21 protein-coding genes are annotated in these 18,619 nt (G+C 52.6%); 10 read left to right on the forward strand and 11 right to left on the reverse strand.

All coding sequences use genetic code 11. From position 1 onward, the window contains the following. Positions 1-89: 89 nt before the first annotated feature. A complete protein-coding gene (locus PHN51_08820; protein ID MDD2818880.1) occupies positions 90-1,985 on the forward strand; it encodes a glycosyltransferase family 2 protein in 1,896 nt (631 codons plus the stop codon). Here PHN51_08820 and PHN51_08825 read toward each other — a convergent pair whose 3' ends face one another. Together PHN51_08825 and dnaB are read right to left on the reverse strand one after the other, a co-directional pair. Beyond that, positions 1,986-2,654, reverse strand: coding sequence for a CoA pyrophosphatase (locus tag PHN51_08825; protein ID MDD2818881.1), 669 nt, complete (start codon positions 2,652-2,654; stop codon positions 1,986-1,988). An 8-nt stretch (positions 2,655-2,662) separates the two neighbouring features. Beyond that, the gene (gene dnaB / locus PHN51_08830) at positions 2,663-4,012 is read right to left on the reverse strand and encodes a replicative DNA helicase (GenBank protein MDD2818882.1); all 1,350 of its coding nucleotides are present in this window, start codon (positions 4,010-4,012) and stop codon (positions 2,663-2,665) included. A gap of 263 nt (positions 4,013-4,275) precedes the next feature. On the opposite strand from dnaB, the gene PHN51_08835 reads away from it, so the two are divergent. Continuing rightward, on the forward strand, positions 4,276-4,776 hold the full coding sequence (locus tag PHN51_08835) for a low molecular weight phosphotyrosine protein phosphatase (protein ID MDD2818883.1): 501 nt from the start codon (positions 4,276-4,278) through the stop codon (positions 4,774-4,776). Positions 4,777-4,826: 50 nt separating this feature from the next. Here PHN51_08835 and PHN51_08840 read toward each other — a convergent pair whose 3' ends face one another. The 6 genes from PHN51_08840 to rpsF form a co-directional block, all read right to left on the reverse strand. Next, positions 4,827-5,246: a DUF805 domain-containing protein gene (locus PHN51_08840; GenBank protein MDD2818884.1), complete on the reverse strand. Its 420-nt coding sequence runs from the start codon at positions 5,244-5,246 to the stop codon at positions 4,827-4,829. Positions 5,247-5,273: 27 nt separating this feature from the next. Beyond that, positions 5,274-5,633, reverse strand: a complete 360-nt coding sequence (locus tag PHN51_08845) for a DUF805 domain-containing protein (GenBank protein ID MDD2818885.1) — start codon at positions 5,631-5,633, stop codon at positions 5,274-5,276. Between the two features lie 128 nt (positions 5,634-5,761). Next, positions 5,762-6,208 carry a 50S ribosomal protein L9 gene (rplI, locus tag PHN51_08850; GenBank protein ID MDD2818886.1) on the reverse strand — a complete coding sequence of 149 codons (447 nt, stop codon included), beginning with the start codon at positions 6,206-6,208 and terminating at the stop codon, positions 5,762-5,764. A 10-nt stretch (positions 6,209-6,218) separates the two neighbouring features. Next, positions 6,219-6,455 carry a 30S ribosomal protein S18 gene (gene rpsR / locus PHN51_08855; protein MDD2818887.1) on the reverse strand — a complete coding sequence of 79 codons (237 nt, stop codon included), beginning with the start codon at positions 6,453-6,455 and terminating at the stop codon, positions 6,219-6,221. Between the two features lie 80 nt (positions 6,456-6,535). Further along, a complete protein-coding gene (locus PHN51_08860; GenBank protein ID MDD2818888.1) occupies positions 6,536-7,012 on the reverse strand; it encodes a single-stranded DNA-binding protein in 477 nt (158 codons plus the stop codon). Beyond that, positions 7,012-7,305, reverse strand: a complete 294-nt coding sequence (gene rpsF / locus PHN51_08865; protein MDD2818889.1) for a 30S ribosomal protein S6 — start codon at positions 7,303-7,305, stop codon at positions 7,012-7,014. The genes PHN51_08860 and rpsF overlap by 1 nt, the downstream gene beginning before the upstream one ends. Positions 7,306-7,605: 300 nt before the next feature. Between rpsF and PHN51_08870 the strand changes: the two genes are divergently transcribed. From PHN51_08870 to PHN51_08890, 5 genes are read left to right on the forward strand one after another with little or no spacing between them, the layout of a single operon-like run. Then, positions 7,606-7,881, forward strand: a complete 276-nt coding sequence (locus PHN51_08870) for a ribbon-helix-helix protein, CopG family (protein MDD2818890.1) — start codon at positions 7,606-7,608, stop codon at positions 7,879-7,881. After that, a complete protein-coding gene (locus PHN51_08875) occupies positions 7,878-8,270 on the forward strand; it encodes a type II toxin-antitoxin system VapC family toxin (GenBank protein ID MDD2818891.1) in 393 nt (130 codons plus the stop codon). The genes PHN51_08870 and PHN51_08875 overlap by 4 nt, the downstream gene beginning before the upstream one ends. A gap of 9 nt (positions 8,271-8,279) precedes the next feature. Continuing rightward, positions 8,280-9,065, forward strand: coding sequence for an exodeoxyribonuclease III (locus PHN51_08880; GenBank protein ID MDD2818892.1), 786 nt, complete (start codon positions 8,280-8,282; stop codon positions 9,063-9,065). Next, positions 9,062-10,216 (forward strand): peptidoglycan bridge formation glycyltransferase FemA/FemB family protein, encoded by a 1,155-nt coding sequence (locus PHN51_08885; GenBank protein MDD2818893.1) that lies wholly within the window; start codon positions 9,062-9,064, stop codon positions 10,214-10,216. The genes PHN51_08880 and PHN51_08885 overlap by 4 nt, the downstream gene beginning before the upstream one ends. Before the next feature lie 32 nt (positions 10,217-10,248). Continuing rightward, complete coding sequence (locus PHN51_08890; protein ID MDD2818894.1) at positions 10,249-11,397, forward strand: alanine racemase; 1,149 nt, start codon at positions 10,249-10,251, stop codon at positions 11,395-11,397. On the opposite strand, the gene PHN51_08895 is transcribed toward PHN51_08890, so the two are convergent. The 3 genes from PHN51_08895 to PHN51_08905 are packed head-to-tail and all read right to left on the reverse strand — an operon-like array spanning position 11,357 to position 15,498. Further along, complete coding sequence (locus PHN51_08895; protein ID MDD2818895.1) at positions 11,357-12,700, reverse strand: hypothetical protein; 1,344 nt, start codon at positions 12,698-12,700, stop codon at positions 11,357-11,359. The two genes, PHN51_08890 and PHN51_08895, sit on opposite strands and share 41 nt — an antisense overlap. Then, a complete protein-coding gene (locus PHN51_08900; protein MDD2818896.1) occupies positions 12,701-14,977 on the reverse strand; it encodes a transglycosylase domain-containing protein in 2,277 nt (758 codons plus the stop codon). Beyond that, positions 14,974-15,498 carry a DUF5318 family protein gene (locus PHN51_08905; GenBank protein MDD2818897.1) on the reverse strand — a complete coding sequence of 175 codons (525 nt, stop codon included), beginning with the start codon at positions 15,496-15,498 and terminating at the stop codon, positions 14,974-14,976. The genes PHN51_08900 and PHN51_08905 overlap by 4 nt, the downstream gene beginning before the upstream one ends. Before the next feature lie 72 nt (positions 15,499-15,570). Between PHN51_08905 and PHN51_08910 the strand changes: the two genes are divergently transcribed. The 3 genes from PHN51_08910 to PHN51_08920 all read left to right on the forward strand — a co-directional run bounded on the left by PHN51_08910 (position 15,571) and on the right by PHN51_08920 (position 18,618). Then, the gene (locus PHN51_08910) at positions 15,571-16,161 is read left to right on the forward strand and encodes a PadR family transcriptional regulator (protein MDD2818898.1); all 591 of its coding nucleotides are present in this window, start codon (positions 15,571-15,573) and stop codon (positions 16,159-16,161) included. Between the two features lie 21 nt (positions 16,162-16,182). Next, positions 16,183-17,262, forward strand: coding sequence for an inositol-3-phosphate synthase (locus tag PHN51_08915; protein MDD2818899.1), 1,080 nt, complete (start codon positions 16,183-16,185; stop codon positions 17,260-17,262). Between the two features lie 78 nt (positions 17,263-17,340). Further along, positions 17,341-18,618: an MFS transporter gene (locus tag PHN51_08920; GenBank protein MDD2818900.1), complete on the forward strand. Its 1,278-nt coding sequence runs from the start codon at positions 17,341-17,343 to the stop codon at positions 18,616-18,618. Position 18,619 lies beyond the last annotated feature (1 nt).

Below are 18,619 nucleotides of genomic sequence, written 5' to 3' on the forward strand. Positions count from 1 at the left end.
GCTCCTCAACTTGATTCGTGGGAAGCCTAGGGGATTCAAAGAAGTGTAGAATTTTCTTTACCTTAAAAATTCAACGGATCAGGGTGCATGTGCACAAGCCATTAGATGAACTCCCGGTTTTTGACCCGCTTGTTCATACCCACTGGCCAGCAAGGCAAGTTCATATCCTCGCCCTTCTGGCGATTCTAACTGGGTTTGGTTACCTCACTTGGCGCCTCGTTGGCTCCCAAACCGGTGCAGCCATGTGGATGTTTTGGTTGCTGATCGGTGCCGAAATATTTGGTTGGCTTGGCCTCATCCTCCATGCACACGAAACTTGGCGCGTCCTTCCTTCGAAACGCAAACCCCCTCTTCGTGTGCCTGTCGATGTCTTGGTACCCACGTACGACGAAGGCCCAAACGTGTTGGAAGCAACCATGGTGGGTTGCGCTGAAATTCGTGGTGATGTCACGGTTTGGATTCTCGATGACGGAAAACGACCATGGGTACGGGAGTTAGCTGAATCCTTTGGTTTTCAATACGTCACTCGCGATGGCAACTCCGGGGCTAAGGCCGGCAATATCAATCATGCACTGCCACTACTCCAGGGTGAACTCATTCTTGCTCTTGACGCCGATCACGTGCCAGCGCCAAATATTTTGGAAGCAATGACGGGCTACTTCGCTGATCCGAAGGTTGCGTTAGTGCAGTCCCCGCACTTCTTCCGTAATCGTGACAGTGCGCAGCACTCATCTGCAGAAAATCATGAACAGGGATTGTTTTTTGAAGTGCTCTTGCCCGGACGTGAGCACCTCGATGCTGTGTTTTGGTGCGGCTCAGGTGCGGTTATTCGCACGGCAGCACTGAAGTCAATTGGTGGTGTTGCCACGCGCACGATTACTGAAGATCTTGAAACCACCCTTGTGCTTCAGCGTGCCGGCTACACAATCAAGTACCACCACGAACACCTGCTGCAAGGTTTGGCCCCGCATAACTTGGCCGCGTATCTGCTTCAGCGTGATCGATGGGCTCGAGGAACATTGCGTGTTCTTTTCCTAGACAACAGCCCGCTGCGGGCGCCTGGTTGGCGCCTTCGTACACGTTTGGCGTATTTGGGAAATCTCTTCTACTACATCATGCCGATTCAACGCATGATCTTTGCTGTGCTCATGATCCTCACCTTGTGGACTGCACTCTTACCTGTTGGTCAAATTCCGTATTCGATGATGATCGCTTGGGCCGTGTGGACCATGTTTGCTTTTGCTGCAGCCTGGGGCATGTCACGCGGTAATCAACGGCCAATGGAAGGCGACCTCAACACCTGGGTCACCGCAAGGCCATATCTCAATGCATGGTTAGTGCTCATCACGAAAAAGAAGTCGTCTTTCAAAGTGACGCCTAAAGAGGGTGTGGATGAAGGCGGTGTCACCGCTCTCCAATTGCTCAAGCTGCCAACAATCATGTTAAGCATCACCCTGCTTTCACTGCTTGTGCGCATTGCAGTTCAAATCATTGGTGCAACGACTGGCACTTGGTACTTGCCGAAAATTGAACAAAACGTCATGGTGGTGATCGCTTTCTTCGCACTCTGGGAAATCACCACACTGGCTCGAACTATTTATCGTTTCACGAAGCGTCGTCAATATCGTTTGCTATGGCGTTTCCCAGTGAACCTGCAGGGAATGCTTGGCTCCGACCTTGCACAAATTGTTGACCTGCATGAAGCAGGGGCACGCATCATCGTTCCCGCAACAACCACAACTACGCCAACAATGCCTATATGCATCAAGGTTCATAATTCACTCGGCGAACTCACGGAAGTGAGCGGAACTTTCATTCCGCGATCACAACACATCACAGATGATGGAAAGCTTTCCATTGGTGGCGTATGTGCTTGGGACACCACGAAGGATCGTCGCGCAGTGATCTATGAAACCCATGTGCATGCACCACTGATTGCTACGAAGGCACTTGAAGCGACTATTTCGCGTGGTGACGAGCAATAGCTAGGTTCGAATCTCGGCGATTGTTTGACGGTCACCCAATACGCACGCCAGTAAATCCCAGAGAATCTCACCCTGCGTTCCCCAGATAAGTTGATCTTGTTCAAATGCGAAGAAATACATCTGGAACGGGACCTCGTGTGGTTCGCCTTCATCAGCATTTGTTCCATAGCCATATGGGACTTTGTTCGATGTGTAATGACATGAGGGATGAGCCAGGGCCGCAAGTGAAACAACGGCAACTTCTGACACTTCATATGGATCTGCATGAATTGAAGTGATCGAATCCACGACTGCCACAAACACATTGATCGTGTGACCCTGGAGTGTTGGGCCACGCATGTCCATTTCTCCGATGATGTGCGCAGAAGTACTGGGAATTCCAAGTTCTTCTTCGAGTTCGCGCAACGCTGCAGCCTTGGGGTCAATGTCGATAGCCTCATCGATACGGCCACCGGGAAATACCCAATCGCCAGCGTGATTCTTCATGGTCGCTGGGCGTTTGGTGAGCACAAGAGAAGCCAAACCGTCAACTTCAACAACTGGAACAACAAGCGCGGAAGGAATCACCACTTCAGGATTGTGGAAGTAATACAGCGGGCTACGAGGTGCACTCAAGCGCGAACAGGCATCAACAATCGCTGCGACTGTGAACAGTTCTTGAGGAATCACTGACGTGACTAGACCTGCGCCATATCCACGAAACGCGAATAGTGCCCCTGGAACGCAACAGTCACCGTTGCTGTTGGCCCGTTGCGATGCTTTGCCACGATGAAGTCAGCTTCACCAGCGCGTGGTGATTCACGCTCGTAAGCATCTTCACGGCTGAGCAGGATCACCATGTCGGCATCCTGTTCCAAGGAGCCGGATTCACGAAGGTCAGAAAGCATTGGCTTCTTGTCAGTGCGTTGTTCTGGGCCACGGTTGAGCTGCGCAATCGCGATGACCGGAACTTCAAGTTCCTTGGCAAGCAACTTCAACGAGCGTGAGAACTCAGAAACTTCCTGCTGACGGCTTTCTACCTTCTTGCCAGAAGTCATCAACTGCAAGTAGTCGACGACGACAAGACGAAGATCATGACGTTGCTTCAGGCGACGGCACTTTGCGCGAATTTCCATGAGCGTCATGTTTGGTGAATCGTCAATAAAGAGCGGGGCTTCACTCACCGTGCCCATTTTCGCTGCGAGCTTTGTCCAGTCGCTGTCGCTCATTGTGCCGGCGCGCATGTGATGCAACGGAACCTGTGCTTCAGCTGAAAGTAAGCGCATCACGATTTCGTTGCGGCTCATTTCCAAAGAAAAGATGCAAGAAGTAAGACCATGCTTAATTGATGCTGCTCGGCAAATATCAAGGCCAAGAGTTGATTTACCAATGGCTGGACGTGCAGCAAGGATGATTAACTGACCTGGATGCAAACCATTGGTGAGTGAATCAAGATCGGTGAAGCCCGTAGGAACACCAATCATTTCGCCACCGCGATTTGAGATTGCCTCAATCTCATTGAGTGCATCACTCATGATGTCCTTGAGTGGCGCGTAATCCTCACTCGTGCGACGTTCTGTTACTTCATAAACCTCGGCCTGCGCGCGATCAACCATGTCGTCGACATCGCCGGTACCGGTGTAACCCATGTGAACAATGCGCGTGCCTGCTTCTACCAAGCGACGCAGCACGGCTTGCTCACGAACAATACGGCCGTAATAGGAAGCGTTGGCTGCGGTTGGAACCATTGAGACCAAGGTGTGCAGGTAGGCAGCGCCACCTACACGAGCAAGGTCACCAAGCTTGGTGAGTTCGGCGGCAACCGTGACCGCATCAGCAGGCTCCCCGCGGCCGTAAAGATCAAGGACAACTCCGTAAATGCTCTGGTGCGCGGGGCGGTAGAAATCGTTTTCGCGAATCTGCTCGACAACATCAGCGATGGCATCTTTGGAAAGCAACATTGCACCGAGAACTGATTGCTCCGCGGCAATATCTTGGGGTGGAGTGCGATCGGGCTGATGCGACATTGGCAATTCAGTAACGCTCATCCGTGCACCCCTTCCATATATATAGACGTTCTACCCCAAGGGTCTGACGCACCATAGAAAGCCCTGAGCCCTATGTCTATTTCACCTGTGGATAAACCTGTGGATGAGCTGGGGAACACTCCGCAGGATCTTGGGCATGGGCTGGGGATGAGCTGGGGATAACCAAGATATTTTTCGGACATTTCCCTCATGTAGGGGACAAAAATCCGGTCGTTAACCTGTGGACAAAAAATACTTTCCACCTGCGCGTTACGCTCACCTGCGTGTCGGAATTTCGTATTACTGTCGTCTGCCTGGGCAATATTTGCCGCTCTCCTATCGGGGAGGCCGTTCTACGCGATCGGATCCAAAAAGCAGGGCTCAGTAACAAGGTCACCGTGGATTCTGCCGGTACGGGGGATTGGCATATTGGCTATCCGGCTGACCCACGTGCTGCTGCAACGATGACCAACTTTGGCTACGAACTCGATCATCAGGCGCGCCAGATTAATGCGAGTTGGTTTGACCAGATCGATCTGGCCTTAGCTATGGACACCGAAAACTTCAAGAATCTTCAAGTGATGCTGGACGAAGCAGGCACCGAAACGCAACTGCGCATGTTCCGATCATTTGACCCAAACCTTGCTCACCACGCGCATCCAAGTAGTGATCTCGATGTGCCTGATCCGTATTACGGCGGGGATGAAAGTTTCGTTGAAGTGCTGCGCATGATTGAAGACGCTGCGGACGCTCTTGTCGCCGAGCTTGCACAGCGTTTGAATTAGGCAAAAGAATGGGGCGCTGCTTTCGCAACGCCCCTGAACTTTCGTATTTGTTATGCCCGAGCTGGACCTTCGCCATAAGCGTTTGGACCCTGGCTTTCGAGCAACCAAAAAATCAACAACACGATTGATCCACATGGCACAAGCTGTAACAACTGCAACCAGCCTGAGGTGCCGCGGTCATGCAGGCGGCGGCATCCAACAGCAAGATTCGGAATGAACAGCGCTATTGCAACCAAGATTGCAAACAGAATCAGAATCAAGCCAAAGACACCAACCGCGCTCATGTCGGTAGCAGTGCCATCATCAGAAACTGTTGTGCCTGCAACAACTAATCCTGCCCCTAAACCTGACGGCAAAGCCACAATAATCAAGTTGAATAGAAAGAAGAACCAGAATTCCGAACGACCTGCTCGACCATTGAAATTCGCGTAATTCTTGAAGCAATACGCAACTGCTTGACCAAAACCCATGATGAATCTCTCTCGTTAGTGAAAAACTTAAACGGTTTCTGAACCGTAGTTGTTTGCTGCAATTGATGTAGGCATCGCCCAGAAGATGATCAAGATGATGACTCCAATGCAAGGAATCAACAGCAGCAGCTGCATCCATCCCGATTTTCCTGTGTCGTGGAGTCGACGTGAGCCGACAGCCAAGTGTGGGATCACAACTGCGATCGCCCAAATTGTTGAGAGAACGCCGATGCTTGAGTTACTGAACGCGACTGCGTCAATTACATTCAGGATCACACCCACGACCCAGGTGAATACGATGAAATACCAGAACTGCGGGCGACCAGCGCGCCCGTTGAAGTTTGCGTAGTTTCCAAAACAGTATTTGATGGAATCACCGAAAGACATTTGAAACCTCCTGTTTGACTAAGTTCAGAAACTGTAGCGACGGTGGAGCCAAGTTCGCCATCCATTAGTGGACAAACAAAAGGGGGCGTTCCCTAAGGAACGCCCCCTTTTATGTTGTTTGGTGAGGATTAACCAGCAACAACCTCAAAGTTCAACTTCGCGGAGATACCTTCGTGAACCACGATCGTCGCGTTGTACTTACCAACGGTCTTGACGTGACCTGCGATGGTGACCTTGCGCTTGTCGACTACTGGGCCGCCGGCTGCCTTCACTGCATCAGCAATATCTGCTGAGGTGATGGAACCGAAGAGGCGTCCGGTGTCGCCGGCCTTAGCTTCAAGGCGAACCTTGAGCGCTTCAATGGCCTGCTTCACTTCGTTCGCGTGAGCAGTGTCGCGGATCTCGCGGACCTTACGGGCGCGCTTGATCTGGGTGACCTGCTTTTCTCCACCGCGGGTCCAGGCAATGCCTAGTCCACGTGGCATCAGGAAGTTACGTGCGTAACCATCCTTGACTGTGACGATGTCGCCAGCAATGCCAAGGCCTGAAACTTCTTGAGTCAAAATCAGCTTCATGATGGGTTCCTTAGCGTGCTGTTGAGGTGTAAGGAAGAAGTGCCACTTCGCGGGCATTCTTCACTGCGTTTGCAATGTCGCGCTGGTGCTGCGTGCAGGTACCAGTTACACGACGAGCGCGGATCTTCCCGCGATCTGAGATGAACTTACGAAGCAAGTTCGTGTCCTTGTAGTCGATGACCTTTACTTCGCCGCGGCAGAACATGCAGTCCTTGCGCTTTGGAAGTTTGTCATCCTTGCCGCGCATTGCTGCGCGCTTTTTGTTATCACGATCATTCTCGCGTGGTGCCATGTCTACTTACTCCTGTGAAGTCAGTTATTGCTGGATTAGAAAGGTGGCTCGTCAAACGTTGCGCCACCTGATGGGCCGCTTGCCCATGGATCGTCTGCTGGTGCACCGGCGCCGGCATTGCTGCCACCGTCGAATCCACCTTGACGCTGAACGCGATTGACCTTGGCGGTTGCGTAGCGAAGTGCTGGGCCGACATCGTCGACCTCAACTTCCATCACCTGACGCTTTTCACCTTCACGCGTTTCATATGAGCGCTGCTTCAAACGACCAGAAACGATGACGCGTGTTCCCTTAGTGAGAGATTCGGCAACGTTCTCTGCGTATTGACGCCACACACTGCAACGCATGAAGACGGTCTCGCCGTCTTTCCATTCGTTGGTGGTGCGATCGAGGACACGCGAAGAAGAAGCAACAGTGAACGAAGCCACTGCTGCACCACTTGGCGTGAATCGCAATTCTGGATCATTGGTCAAATTGCCAATAACCGTTACTGCGATATCCCCGGCGGCCATTACTTAACGATCTCTGGACGCAGAACCTTGGTGCGCATCACTGCTTCGTTCAGCGAAAGCTGACGATCCAGTTCTGCAACAGCGGCAGGAGTTGCGGTCATCTCCAACACGGCGTAGATGCCGTCTGCCTTCTTATTGATTTCGTAAGCCATGCGACGACGGCCCCAAATATCAACCTTGGTGACTTCGCCACCGTCAGCGCGAACAACGTTCAGAAACGTTTCCAGGCTGGGAGCAACAGTCTTTTCTTCTAGATCTGGATCGAGAATGACCATGACCTCGTAATGACGCATAAGAAACCCACCTCCTTTGGACTCAATCGGCCGGGGACGTTCCCCGGCAGGAGGGTTCTTGCGTGCCTGCCAGTTGAAGAAAACGCACTTCTTCGGTCAACAGGACCTTGAAAGGTTAGCCGACTTTGGGGCCAGAGCCAAAAGCGCGATTCCTCGGACGCTTGTTGTCCACAGACCGCTATATATAGGGATTCCATCCACAGATCTCAAATCTGGCTGGCTTAGGGGTTCTCCTTCAGCCATCGTGAGGAAATGACGACGACCTTGCCCATGTGGTACCGAAATCGGTACCGTTTCACTATGGCCGTGAATGTGCGCATGAATGACGAACTTGCTGGAGAGCTTCGGGACCTCGCCGAGGAAACCGGTCGCTCTCAGCAAGACCTGATTCGAGAAGCGATTGCCGATTACATCCGCAATTACAAATTGCGGGCCTTCCCTCCTGAGATTCGACACATGCTCACGCCAGGCAAGAAAGCCTCTCCGGAAGCTATGGCTGCTCCAAAACTTCAATTGCCGCCAGGTGTCACCAGCGAATCCCTTATTGCTGAAGGTAGAAGGTGGCGAGACTTATGAGGGTCTACTGCGATGCCAATATTTTGTTGAAACGCGTGCTGAACGAACCAGATAGTGCAGACATTGAATCTCGCCTCGAACAATTATTACTTGAAAATGCCGAACTCTTGAGTTCGCAAATCACTCAAGTTGAAGTTGAACGAACAATGCGACGCGTCGCAGGCATGAGACAACCCCTGCAAGTTGAGTCTGCCCTTGGTCAAGTCACCCTCGTCGACCTGAAAGAGCCAGTTTTTCAAAACGCCGCTGATGTCCCCTATCGGTATCTCACTGCGCTCGATGCCATTCATGTGGCCACCGCATTCACAGTGAGCGCCGATCTGGTGCTCACCCTCGACAAGCAGATGCGTGCGGCCTGCGAAGAACTCGGAATGGCGGTTGGCCCGTAGTCTTAGCCCGTGCGCATCGCTACCTGGAACGTCAACTCTGTCGGCGCACGCCTGGAACGGTTGCTTGCCTGGCTTGAACTCAATCAGCCAGATGTCTTAGCTCTACAAGAACTCAAGTGCACAACAGAAGCGTTCCCCTATATGGCGGTGCAAGCCCTGGGCTACGAGGTCGAAGCTTTAGGCACCGGCCGCTGGAATGGCGTAGCCCTACTTTCCAAGGTCGGCATCACAGATGTCACCCGTGGCCTGAATGGGCAACCTCAATTCGAAGACGCTGACGAGCCGCGCGCAATTGGTGCAACGTGCGGAGGTGTTCGAGTCTGGAGTGTGTACGTACCAAATGGTCGCGAGATTGATCACGACCATTACTCATACAAACTTGATTGGTTCGCTGCACTTCGCGCCACAGCCGAAACTGAACTTGCTGCAAATCCAAATCTTCCCTACACAATCATCGGCGACTACAACGTTGCGCCAACTGATGCCGATGTGTGGGATGTTTCAAAATTCGAGGGCAGCACGCACGTCACTCCCGCAGAACGCGAAGCAGTAACTGCGCTTGAGGGCGTTGGACTTTCTGAAGTGATGCCCCGCGCATTGAAGGGCGAGCCTTACACCTTCTGGGATTACCGCCAGGCAGCCTTTGGTCGCGGGTGGGGCATGCGCATTGACTTGGTTTACGGCAACTCATCTTTTGTATCGGCGGTTTCTGATTGCTATGTCGATCGTGAAGAACGCAAAGGCAAAGGTGCATCTGATCATGCACCCGTAGTGATTGATGTGAATCTGCCGTGAAGTTAACTGTTCGAGCTATCACAGCTGATCAACATCGCTCTTGGATTGATTCCCGCCCATCAGTGTCATTTCTGCAATTGCCCGAATGGGGCAAAGTCAAAGTTGGTTGGAAATCAGAATCCTTGGGGTGGTTTTTAGGTTCTGAACTTGTTGGTGCTGGGTTGGTCTTGTATCGCCCAGTTCCGAAAATTCCTTCTCGTTCATTGGCGTATTTGCCCGAAGGTCCAGACATTGATTGGTTAACCACGGCTCATCCAACAATTCCGTTGAATGACTGGCTCGCACCAATGCTTGATCACTGTCGAGGCCGCGGTGCATTCCAAGTAAAGATGGGCCCACCAGTTGCCACTCGACGCTGGCAAGCAGATTCAATTAAGAACGCAATGGCGCAGTGGCGCGAGGATGTTGCTGTACCACCGGCACATCTTCACGATGTGATTGCCGACTGGCATAGCGTTGACGCACAACACCTTTCCGTGCAACTGAATTCACGTGGTTGGATTCAAGAAACCTCAAGTGGCGCGGGTTTTGGTGACGTACAACCTCGTTATGTCTTTCAAATTGATCTTGCAAATCGAACTCTTGATGATGTGTTCGCTGGATTTAATCAATTGTGGCGTCGCAACATTCGTAAAGCCGAAAAGGCCGGAGTTGTTGTCTCAGCTGGAACTCGAGCTGATCTTGCCGACTTCCATCGTGTGTATGTTGAAACAGCAGCCCGCGATCGCTTTACTCCACGGGCACTTTCCTACTTCGAAAAAATGTGGGATGAACTTAATGGCGCGCACGAAGGTCGACTCACCTTGCACCTTGCTCACTATGAAGGTCATGTCGCTGCCGCAACCCTGATGGTGCGCGTAGGCACACATGCTTGGTATTCCTATGGCGCATCAACAACTGCTGATCGCGATGTTCGCCCGTCGAATGCCTTGCAATGGGACATGATCACGTTGGCACATGCATCCGGGTGTTCTATCTATGACCTACGCGGTATCGCCGACACCTTGAATCCAGATGATCACTTATTTGGACTCGTGCAATTCAAGGTGGGTACCGGCGGATTTGCCCAGGAGTACCTTGGTGAATGGGATTACATCCTGCGCAATGTTTGGGCCAAGGGTTACGGTCTGTACCAAGCACGACGTGGGTAATCACAATGTTCGGTTGCAGGAAGGAGTAGGTCATGTCATTCGTACTCAATGTTGATGCAGACCGCTGGCGTAATCATGTGAACACCGTTGCTTCGACTGTTGAGTCTGTGACAGGTTCACCGATCGTTCCCGTCATCAAGGGCAATGGTTATGGCCTTGGCCAAGCTCGGCTCGCACGCGTTGCAGACTCACTTCCTGGAACCATTGTTGCCGTCGGCACTGTCTTTGAGCTCGAGGAAGTTCTTGCTTCGTGCCTTGCTGATGTGATCGTGCTTGAGCCCTTCGATCCACGCGATCAAGCCGCATCCAACACCTGGTGGAACATCGCTAAGCGGTGGGATAGCAACCGCATCATTCGCACCATCTCGTCGATGGCGGGGTTGGAATCCTTACTTTCAGGATCTGGTTCGGTTCGAGTCATTCTTGAGGGCCAGACCTCGATGCATCGATTTGGGTTTTCGGAATCAGAATTAATGCGCGTGCTCGCCGATAACACAGTGGCGTCATCGATCAATGCGGGTCGACTTGTCGTACTTGGCCTCGCGTTGCATTTGCCTCTTGAACAACCCGCATCGGAACCCGGTGGCTTTGGAACAGCGCGCGTTCGCGAAGTCTTGCGTTGGAATGGCATCTGGCAAGCAGAAATCTCTTCATCGAATCTCAAGGTTGAGTCATCCCTGTGGCTTTCACATCTCGACGATGATGAATTCAGTACTGTCCGCGAATTCATCGGTGAGACGGTGATTCACGCACGCATAGGTACTCGCGTGTGGCTGGGCGATCGCGGAGCACTGACTCCTCAAGGTTCAGTGCTTGCGGTTCACCCATTAAGTGATGGCGTTCATGTGGGTTACCGTCAACGCAGCGGCCCCAACGGCGGCACGTTAGTTGTGGTGTCCGGTGGAACTGCGCACGGGATTGGCTTATCTGCACCAACTCCTGCATCCTCACTTCGTCAGCGCGTGGTCACTGCCGGCACGGGCGCACTTGATGCAGCCGGCCGAGCACTCTCGCCATTTACTTGGGAAGGCAAGCAACGCTGGTTTGCTGAACCGCCACATCAACATCATTCAATGATCTGGTTGCCTCGCGGAGTTGTCGTGCCAAGAATTGGTGACCGCTTGCCCGCGGATGTGCGATTTACAACATCGCGCTTTGATGCTGTGCTTGGTCTGGAGTAGGCGTCCGTACGGGATCTTGCGCTGGAGCATTGATGTCTTCAATTACGCGATAGGCAAAATACAACGTGCCAACAATCTGCACGACCGTTGCAACCGCGTACCACTCTGGAGTGAGCCCCTTGGCCCCTTCAACGTTGTAGCCGGCTAAGAACCACCACACCGCAATGAAATACGTGACTTCACATGCCTGCCAAATGAGGAAATCTCGCCAACGCGGGCGAGCGAGCACTGCTAAGGGAATTAACCACAAACTGAACTGGGGTGAGAAACCCTTGGCAGTTAACGCAAATGCGGCTACAACAAGGAACGCCACCTGCGCTAAACGCGGCTGGCGCGGAGCCCGAATAACGATGGCAGTAATTGCCGCAACGGCTGCTACGAAAAGCAACAGACTCATGGCGTTGAGCATTGGCGTGCTCAGTGTTGGACCACCGATCTGAGTGAGGGCATACCAAGCTGAGCCAAGCTCTGCACCAGAATCCAACACTCTGCGATACATCACGACCCATCCGTCGTAATGTGCAAGTGCAAACGGCACATTGATGATCAACCATGTGATTGCAACAACGCCAACAAGATTCGTGGTCTTTTTCCATTCCTTCGTGCGCACAGCAAACACAATGAAGGCAATCACGACTGCGATTGGATAGTTCGCGCTACATAATGCCAATCCAAGGAAGATTCCCGTCGCAAGATTCTTGTTCTTGCTCTGTGCCCAGAAAGCCAATGAAACAAAGGCAATTGCCAAGAGATCCCAACTGATCGTTGCAGCGAGGATCATCATGGGAGCGAGTGCAATCATCGCCGAATCCCACGGGCGATTGGCAACTGTCTTCACTGTCGAGACGACAACGGTGACAAGAACAAGAAACAACAACACGACTGTGACATCAACGAACGTGACACCTTGATCATCAACTGGCCAAATGCCATTGAGCATTGAAGTTATTCGCGCTGCTAGTTCCATCAAGAGCCCGACAAGCACTGGCGAATCCAGTAGTTGCTCAGGTTTGGCATTTCCGATGTACGGAAAGACTCCGTCGGCAAAACCCTTGAGTGAAAAGAATGGATGAATATCGGTGTAGCAAAGATGCTCATAGCGTTGGGGTGAAGCCCAACTGGTGTTCCGACAAGCACTATCGAGCCAATAGCCGACGGCGTAGCCAAGTGCCGTGAGGATCAGCACCACACGCAGTGGTGACAACCATCGATTGCCATTGGCGAATTTGCCCAGTGGGCCACCAATCAACTCGGCATTTGCAGCAATCAGCGGATCGTCATGTGTGGGAACAACAGCGCTCATTTATCCGGCTCGCCCTGGCGCACCGTCACCGCCACTTTGTACTGGCGTTTTTTTTGTCTTTGTAGGAGTCGGAGTAGGCGTTGGTGTTTTCGTTGCCTTACCTGGTTTTCCACCCACAACTGGCGCACCATCTCCCTTGGGAAGATTTGGAATCACGGTGGTGGATCCAGGAATCGTGACTGCATCCGGGTTACCCGCTTCATCGGTTCCCGGAGCAAACTCCATCGCACTGGCATTCGGGCAACCCAATGGTGGTGTGCCGCCATTACTTGCGGTTAGGTCGGCGCAATTCCAACGATCATTAATGGAATCCGGTGCCGCTGGGAACTGTGAAACTGGCGCGTTCTTCAGAGCACCTTTCATGTACGCAGTCCAGATCGCAGTTGGGAATGAACCACCGGTGACGGTTTTCAAACCACCGGTTCCCGAAAGTGAAACTGGTAAACCCTTGATTTCTTTAGCCATCAACACTGCTGTGGATAGTTCAGGTGTGTATCCCACCAACCACGCACTCTTATTGCCATCTGTAGTTCCTGTTTTCGCGGCTGCGGGACGCTCAAGGGCGCGGGCCGCAAATGCTGTTCCGCGCTCAACATTTTGATTCAGGGCATAGGTCACTGTGTTTGCAATACGCGAATCAAACGCAGTGTTAAGGGTAGGCGTGTATTCGAAGAGCAAACCACCATTTTGACCAAGCACTTGCTTCACAATCGAGGTGCTTGATTGTGTGCCCTGGTTCGCAAAAGTTGCATACGCGTTAGCCATATTTAAGCCTGAAGGCGAAGCAGTACCCAAGACGAACGTGAGATCAAGGTTGTCCAAGTTCAAACCGGGAGTGGTCGATGGAATTCCAGCCCGTACAGCAGCATCGGCTACCGCCTCAACACCGACAGCTGATTCGAGAGTGACATATGCAGAGTTGATCGACTTGAGCGTTGCCTTAAGTAATGAGACTTGGCCGTATGACTTATCGCTGTAGTTAGTCAGCGTGTATCCATTGACTGTGATTGGCGAATTGCCTGGCCAAATGGTGTGAAGGTTGTAATACTTTTCCGTTGCAGCAGCCAGAGCAAAGGGTTTGAAAGTTGAACCGGCCTGAGCAAAGGGGCGTGTGGCGTTATTGATCTGACTGGTGATGAAATCTTCACCGCCATACATCGCAACAATTTCGCCGGTGCCTGGGCGAACTGATGCCAAACCAATGCGCAATCCTGCGGTCTTTGATTTGGGACCTTGTGCCTCGACCGCGGCAACTGCTGCATCCTGCGCTTGCTTATCTAGCGTGGTGATGATGCGAAGTCCGCCTTTTTCGATTTCCTGTTCATCGAAACCTTGACCTAAGAGTTGGTCTTTCACTGCTTGCATCATGTATCCGGTTTGTCCACCAAGTCGATTCGTATTCACGGCTCGATTGATATTCGGGTACTTAGCGCTATCAGCCTCTTCTTGCGTGATCCATCCTTGACCCACCATGCCTTGCAAAACGTATTGCCAGCGGCCGCGTAAGCGCTCACTGTTATCAGGGTTTGAGTAGAAGTTTGGTGAGTTGATGATTGCTGCAAGCATCGCGCTTTGGCCCAAATTGAGGTTTTCAACGGGCTTGCCAAAATAATTTCGAGCAGCAGCATCAATGCCATAGGCATTTCGCCCGAAGTAGATTGTGTTGAGGTAATCCTCAAGAATTTGATCCTTAGATGACACGGTTTCGAGTTTTATCGACAACAGTGCTTCTTTGATCTTGCGGCTCCACGCACGTTCTTGCGTTAAAAATGCGTTCTTTGCATACTGCTGCGTGATGGTGGAACCACCTTGGGTTGAACCACCACTGACGTTGTTAAACAGCGCACGGATAAATCCAATTGGTGAAATACCGCCATGGATATAGAAGTCACGGTCTTCGGCAGCAAGAATCGCGTGCTGAGTAACCACGGGAATAGATGTCAGTGGAACACTTCGTCGAGTGGTGTCACCTAATCGACCAACTTCATTCTTGCCATCGGCGTAATACACGATGGTTGCTTGCGTGGTTGAAAGTTCATTTGGCGATGGAACTGTGGTCAACGCCAACGCAATGATGAATCCGACTACACCAAGAACCGCAACGATGATGCCGGCGAAAATGATCCGACGCAGCCAATGCCGTTGCTTCTTCTTGGGGCGGCGAGCTGCAGGACGTTGGGCAGGACGTCGAGCGGGGGGACGCGCACCTGAGGGCCGTCCGCCAGTTGGTCGACTTGGTCGACTTGGAGGACGGCGGCCATTACCGCTGTCGGTCACGCATTCCCTTCAAGTTCAATGAGGTCACGTGGCGTGCGGGGTGCACGACGTGGGACTCCATCTCCCAAGACGTAGGTCTTGATCAGAAAGTTCCAGTGACAACGCTGACAGACCTCAACGACATAGACCTTGAACTCGCCGAAGCTTCGAGAAAGTTCTGGAAGATCTTCAGTTTGCCGAACCCGACCCGAATAGGGCCCTAGTTGATCGCCATAGACATAGGTAACGTGCATGAATTCGGGATCCCGGCAGACCGGGCACTTTTGACCAGCTGGTTCCCCATGGAATTTGGCTGCCTTCAGTAAATAGGGATCGGCATCACAAAATTCGCTACTCAGCATGCCGCCATTGAAGAAGGCATACAGCGATGCTCGGCGCTGGAGGGCGTAATCAATGGGGGAACGAGGGGCCGTTGGGTCTTTGACCGGCTCCGCAGGAGGTAGCGGCTGGTTTTTCGCAGGTTTGCTGGACTGCCCGCGCGCAACCGAACCGCGAATCGCAGATTTGCGTGGGCCAGCCATGGGAACAGTCTAAGCGGCGAATCACGCCCCATAAGTTTGCTCCGATATATCGATTTGATATATCTTTCCGTTATGACCAAGCGGGCAGACATTCTCGAATTTGCCGTGCTTGGCATGCTCGGCGAGGGTCCACTCCACGGTTATGAACTTCGTAAGCGCCTAGACACCGTGCTTGGCCCCTTTCGTACCCTGAGCTTTGGCTCCTTGTACCCATGCCTGCGCCGGATCGAGCAGCGCGGTTTGATCACTCAAGTCACCGTCACCCCAGCAATTGAGAGCAATGCTCCAGCGCTTAGTGGCAAGCGTGCCCGAGTGGTCTATGCCCTCACTGGTGATGGCAAGGAAGCCTTCGAGCAGTGGGTCAACGAAGCCGGCCCCGAAGCCTGGGAAGACGAAGGCTTTGCCGCACACCTTGCATTCTTTGGCCGCACCGAAGCGCGCGTACGCGTACGCATCTTGGAAGGTCGCCGCTCCCGTTTGGAAGAGCGCGTCGCAATGCTGCGTGAATCCATGAAACGTCAACGCGAAAGTGTTGACGCCTACACACTCGAGTTACAAAACCACGGACTCGATCGAGCTGAACATGAAGTGCGCTGGCTCAACGAACTTATTTCCACTGAGCGAAAAAACGCAGAAGTCGCTCAACAATCAAGCACGGCCTGACACACAAACAAGGAGAAAACCATGGGATCAGTTCGCGTCGCCATCGTTGGCGTTGGCAACTGTGCAGCTTCACTCGTACAGGGTGTTGAGTACTACAAGGACGCAGATCCAGCAGGCGCAGTGCCAGGTCTGATGCACGTGCAATTCGGCGATTACCACGTTCGCGACGTTGAATTCGTTGCTGCGTTCGACGTCGACTCAAAGAAGGTTGGCCTTGATCTCGCTGACGCCATTGGCGCATCTGAGAACAACACCATCAAGATTTGCGATGTACCAACAACTGGTGTCACCGTTCAGCGTGGTCGCACTCTTGATGGTCTTGGCAAGTACTACCGCGAGACCATCACTGAATCAGACGCACCAGAAGTAGACGTTGTTGCTGCCCTCAAGGCTGCACAGGTTGACGTTGTTGTCTGCTACTTGCCAGTGGGTTCAGAAGATGCTGCACGCTTCTACGCACAGTGTGCAATTGACGCTGGCTGTGGATTCGTGAACGCACTTCCTGTCTTCATCGCTGGTACGCCAGCATGGGCACAGAAGTTCGTTGATGCAGGCCTGCCAATCGTTGGCGATGACATCAAGAGCCAGGTTGGCGCAACCATCACCCACCGCGTGCTTGCAAACCTCTTCCAGGATCGCGGCGTGATTCTGGATCGCACCTACCAGCTCAACGTTGGTGGCAACATGGACTTCAAGAACATGCTTGAGCGTGATCGCTTGGAATCAAAGAAGATTTCAAAGACCCAGTCAGTAACTTCACAGATGAACCACGACATGGGCGCAGACAACGTGCACATCGGACCATCTGACTACGTTGCTTGGTTGAACGACCGCAAGTGGGCCTTCATCCGCCTCGAAGGTCGCGCATTCGGCGACGTGCCATTGAACCTCGAGTACAAGCTCGAAGTATGGGATTCACCAAACTCAGCAGGCGTGATCATCGACGCAGTTCGTGCAGCAAAGATCGCTATGGATCGCAAGATCGGTGGCCCAATCCTTTCCGCATCGAGCTACTTCATGAAGTCACCTCCTGTGCAGTACAACGACTCAGAAGCAAAGCAAGCAGTTGAAGATTTCATTTCAGGAAAGATCAACAGCTAAATTTGTTTTCACGCAAAGGCCCGGCAGAACTTCTGCCGGGCCTTTCGCTTGCCTATCGCGCGCACTACATTCATGTAGGTGACGAAGTTTTCCGCCTTACGCGAGGTGCTCGCTCGGCGCGACTTTCGGCGATTGTTTTCTGTTCGATTAGTTGGGCAATTTTCTGACGGGCTCGTGCAAGCAGCACTTGCAACATTCGTGCTGTTTTCACCCGAACGCCAACCATCAGCGGTCAAAGTTGCTTTCGCCTTTGCAATCCTGCTCTTGCCCTATTCCGTGATCGGACCTTTCGCTGGGGTTCTCCTTGATCGATGGCGACGTCGCAATGTTTTGGTGAAGGCCAACTTCATCAAGGCACTGGGCATCATTCCCATTCTTTGGTTGATCTCTGCCAGTAACGACGGCGCACTTCTTGGCATCGCGGTGTTGCTCGTCCTTGGCGTCGGACGATTTGTGCTTGCAGGTTTGTCAGCATCACTTCCGCATGTTGTACAAGGTCGCGATCTTGTGACTGCTAATGCCTTAACTCCCACCGCTGGAACCATTGCTGCAGCGGTAGGCGCTGGTACTGGTGTTGCACTTCGGTCAATGGTTGGCGGTGGTGATGCGGGTAGTCAGTTCATCTTGATTCTGGCTGCAATCGGTTTTGTTCTTTCAGCATTAATCGCCATGCGCATTGCTCCCTTTGCGCTTGGTCCATCAGGGGAGCGCGCTTCTGACTCTTTGCTCGGTGTACTGCGCGGGTTTGTTGACGGCCTGCGAGCACTGAAGTTCCACCCGCGCCCGCGGCGTGCGATTGCTGTTGTCGGGATGCATCGGGTAGCACTTGGCATGTTGACGGTGGTTGCGCTTCTCCTTGTTCGTCACACCTTCAACACCACGGCACAGGCAGACGACGCCCTGGGTCAGTTCGCGATCATCACTGGCGCAGCCGCATTCGGTGCACTGCTCGGCGCATTCTCGACACCAGCTGCGACCCGTCAATGGGGGACAACTCGCTGGTCATCTTGGGTGCTCGTCATCGGTGGATTTTTGGGCGGACTCTTTGTTTTATTGGGCGCAATGAACATCGCCATGCCATTGCTCCTCATCGGTGCCGCTTTCTTTGGCTTCATTGGCCAGTGCGTCAAAGTTTGTGCCGATACGGAGATTCAAATTGGCATTCCCGATGATCGTCTCGGACGTGTTTTCTCGCTCTTCGACATGATTGTGAACGCCTGTCTGGTCATTGGCATCACCGTTATGGCCATCTGGGCACCACCAAGTGGGCAAACACCTGCAATGATCAGCGCTGCAGGAATCTTGCTTTTCATTACAGGCGGTTGGTTCTTCACCACGAATAAGGCAAAGGGGTAAG

The sequence above is a fragment of the Candidatus Nanopelagicales bacterium genome (genome assembly GCA_028687755.1).
GTDB lineage: Bacteria > Actinomycetota > Actinomycetes > S36-B12 > S36-B12 > UBA11398.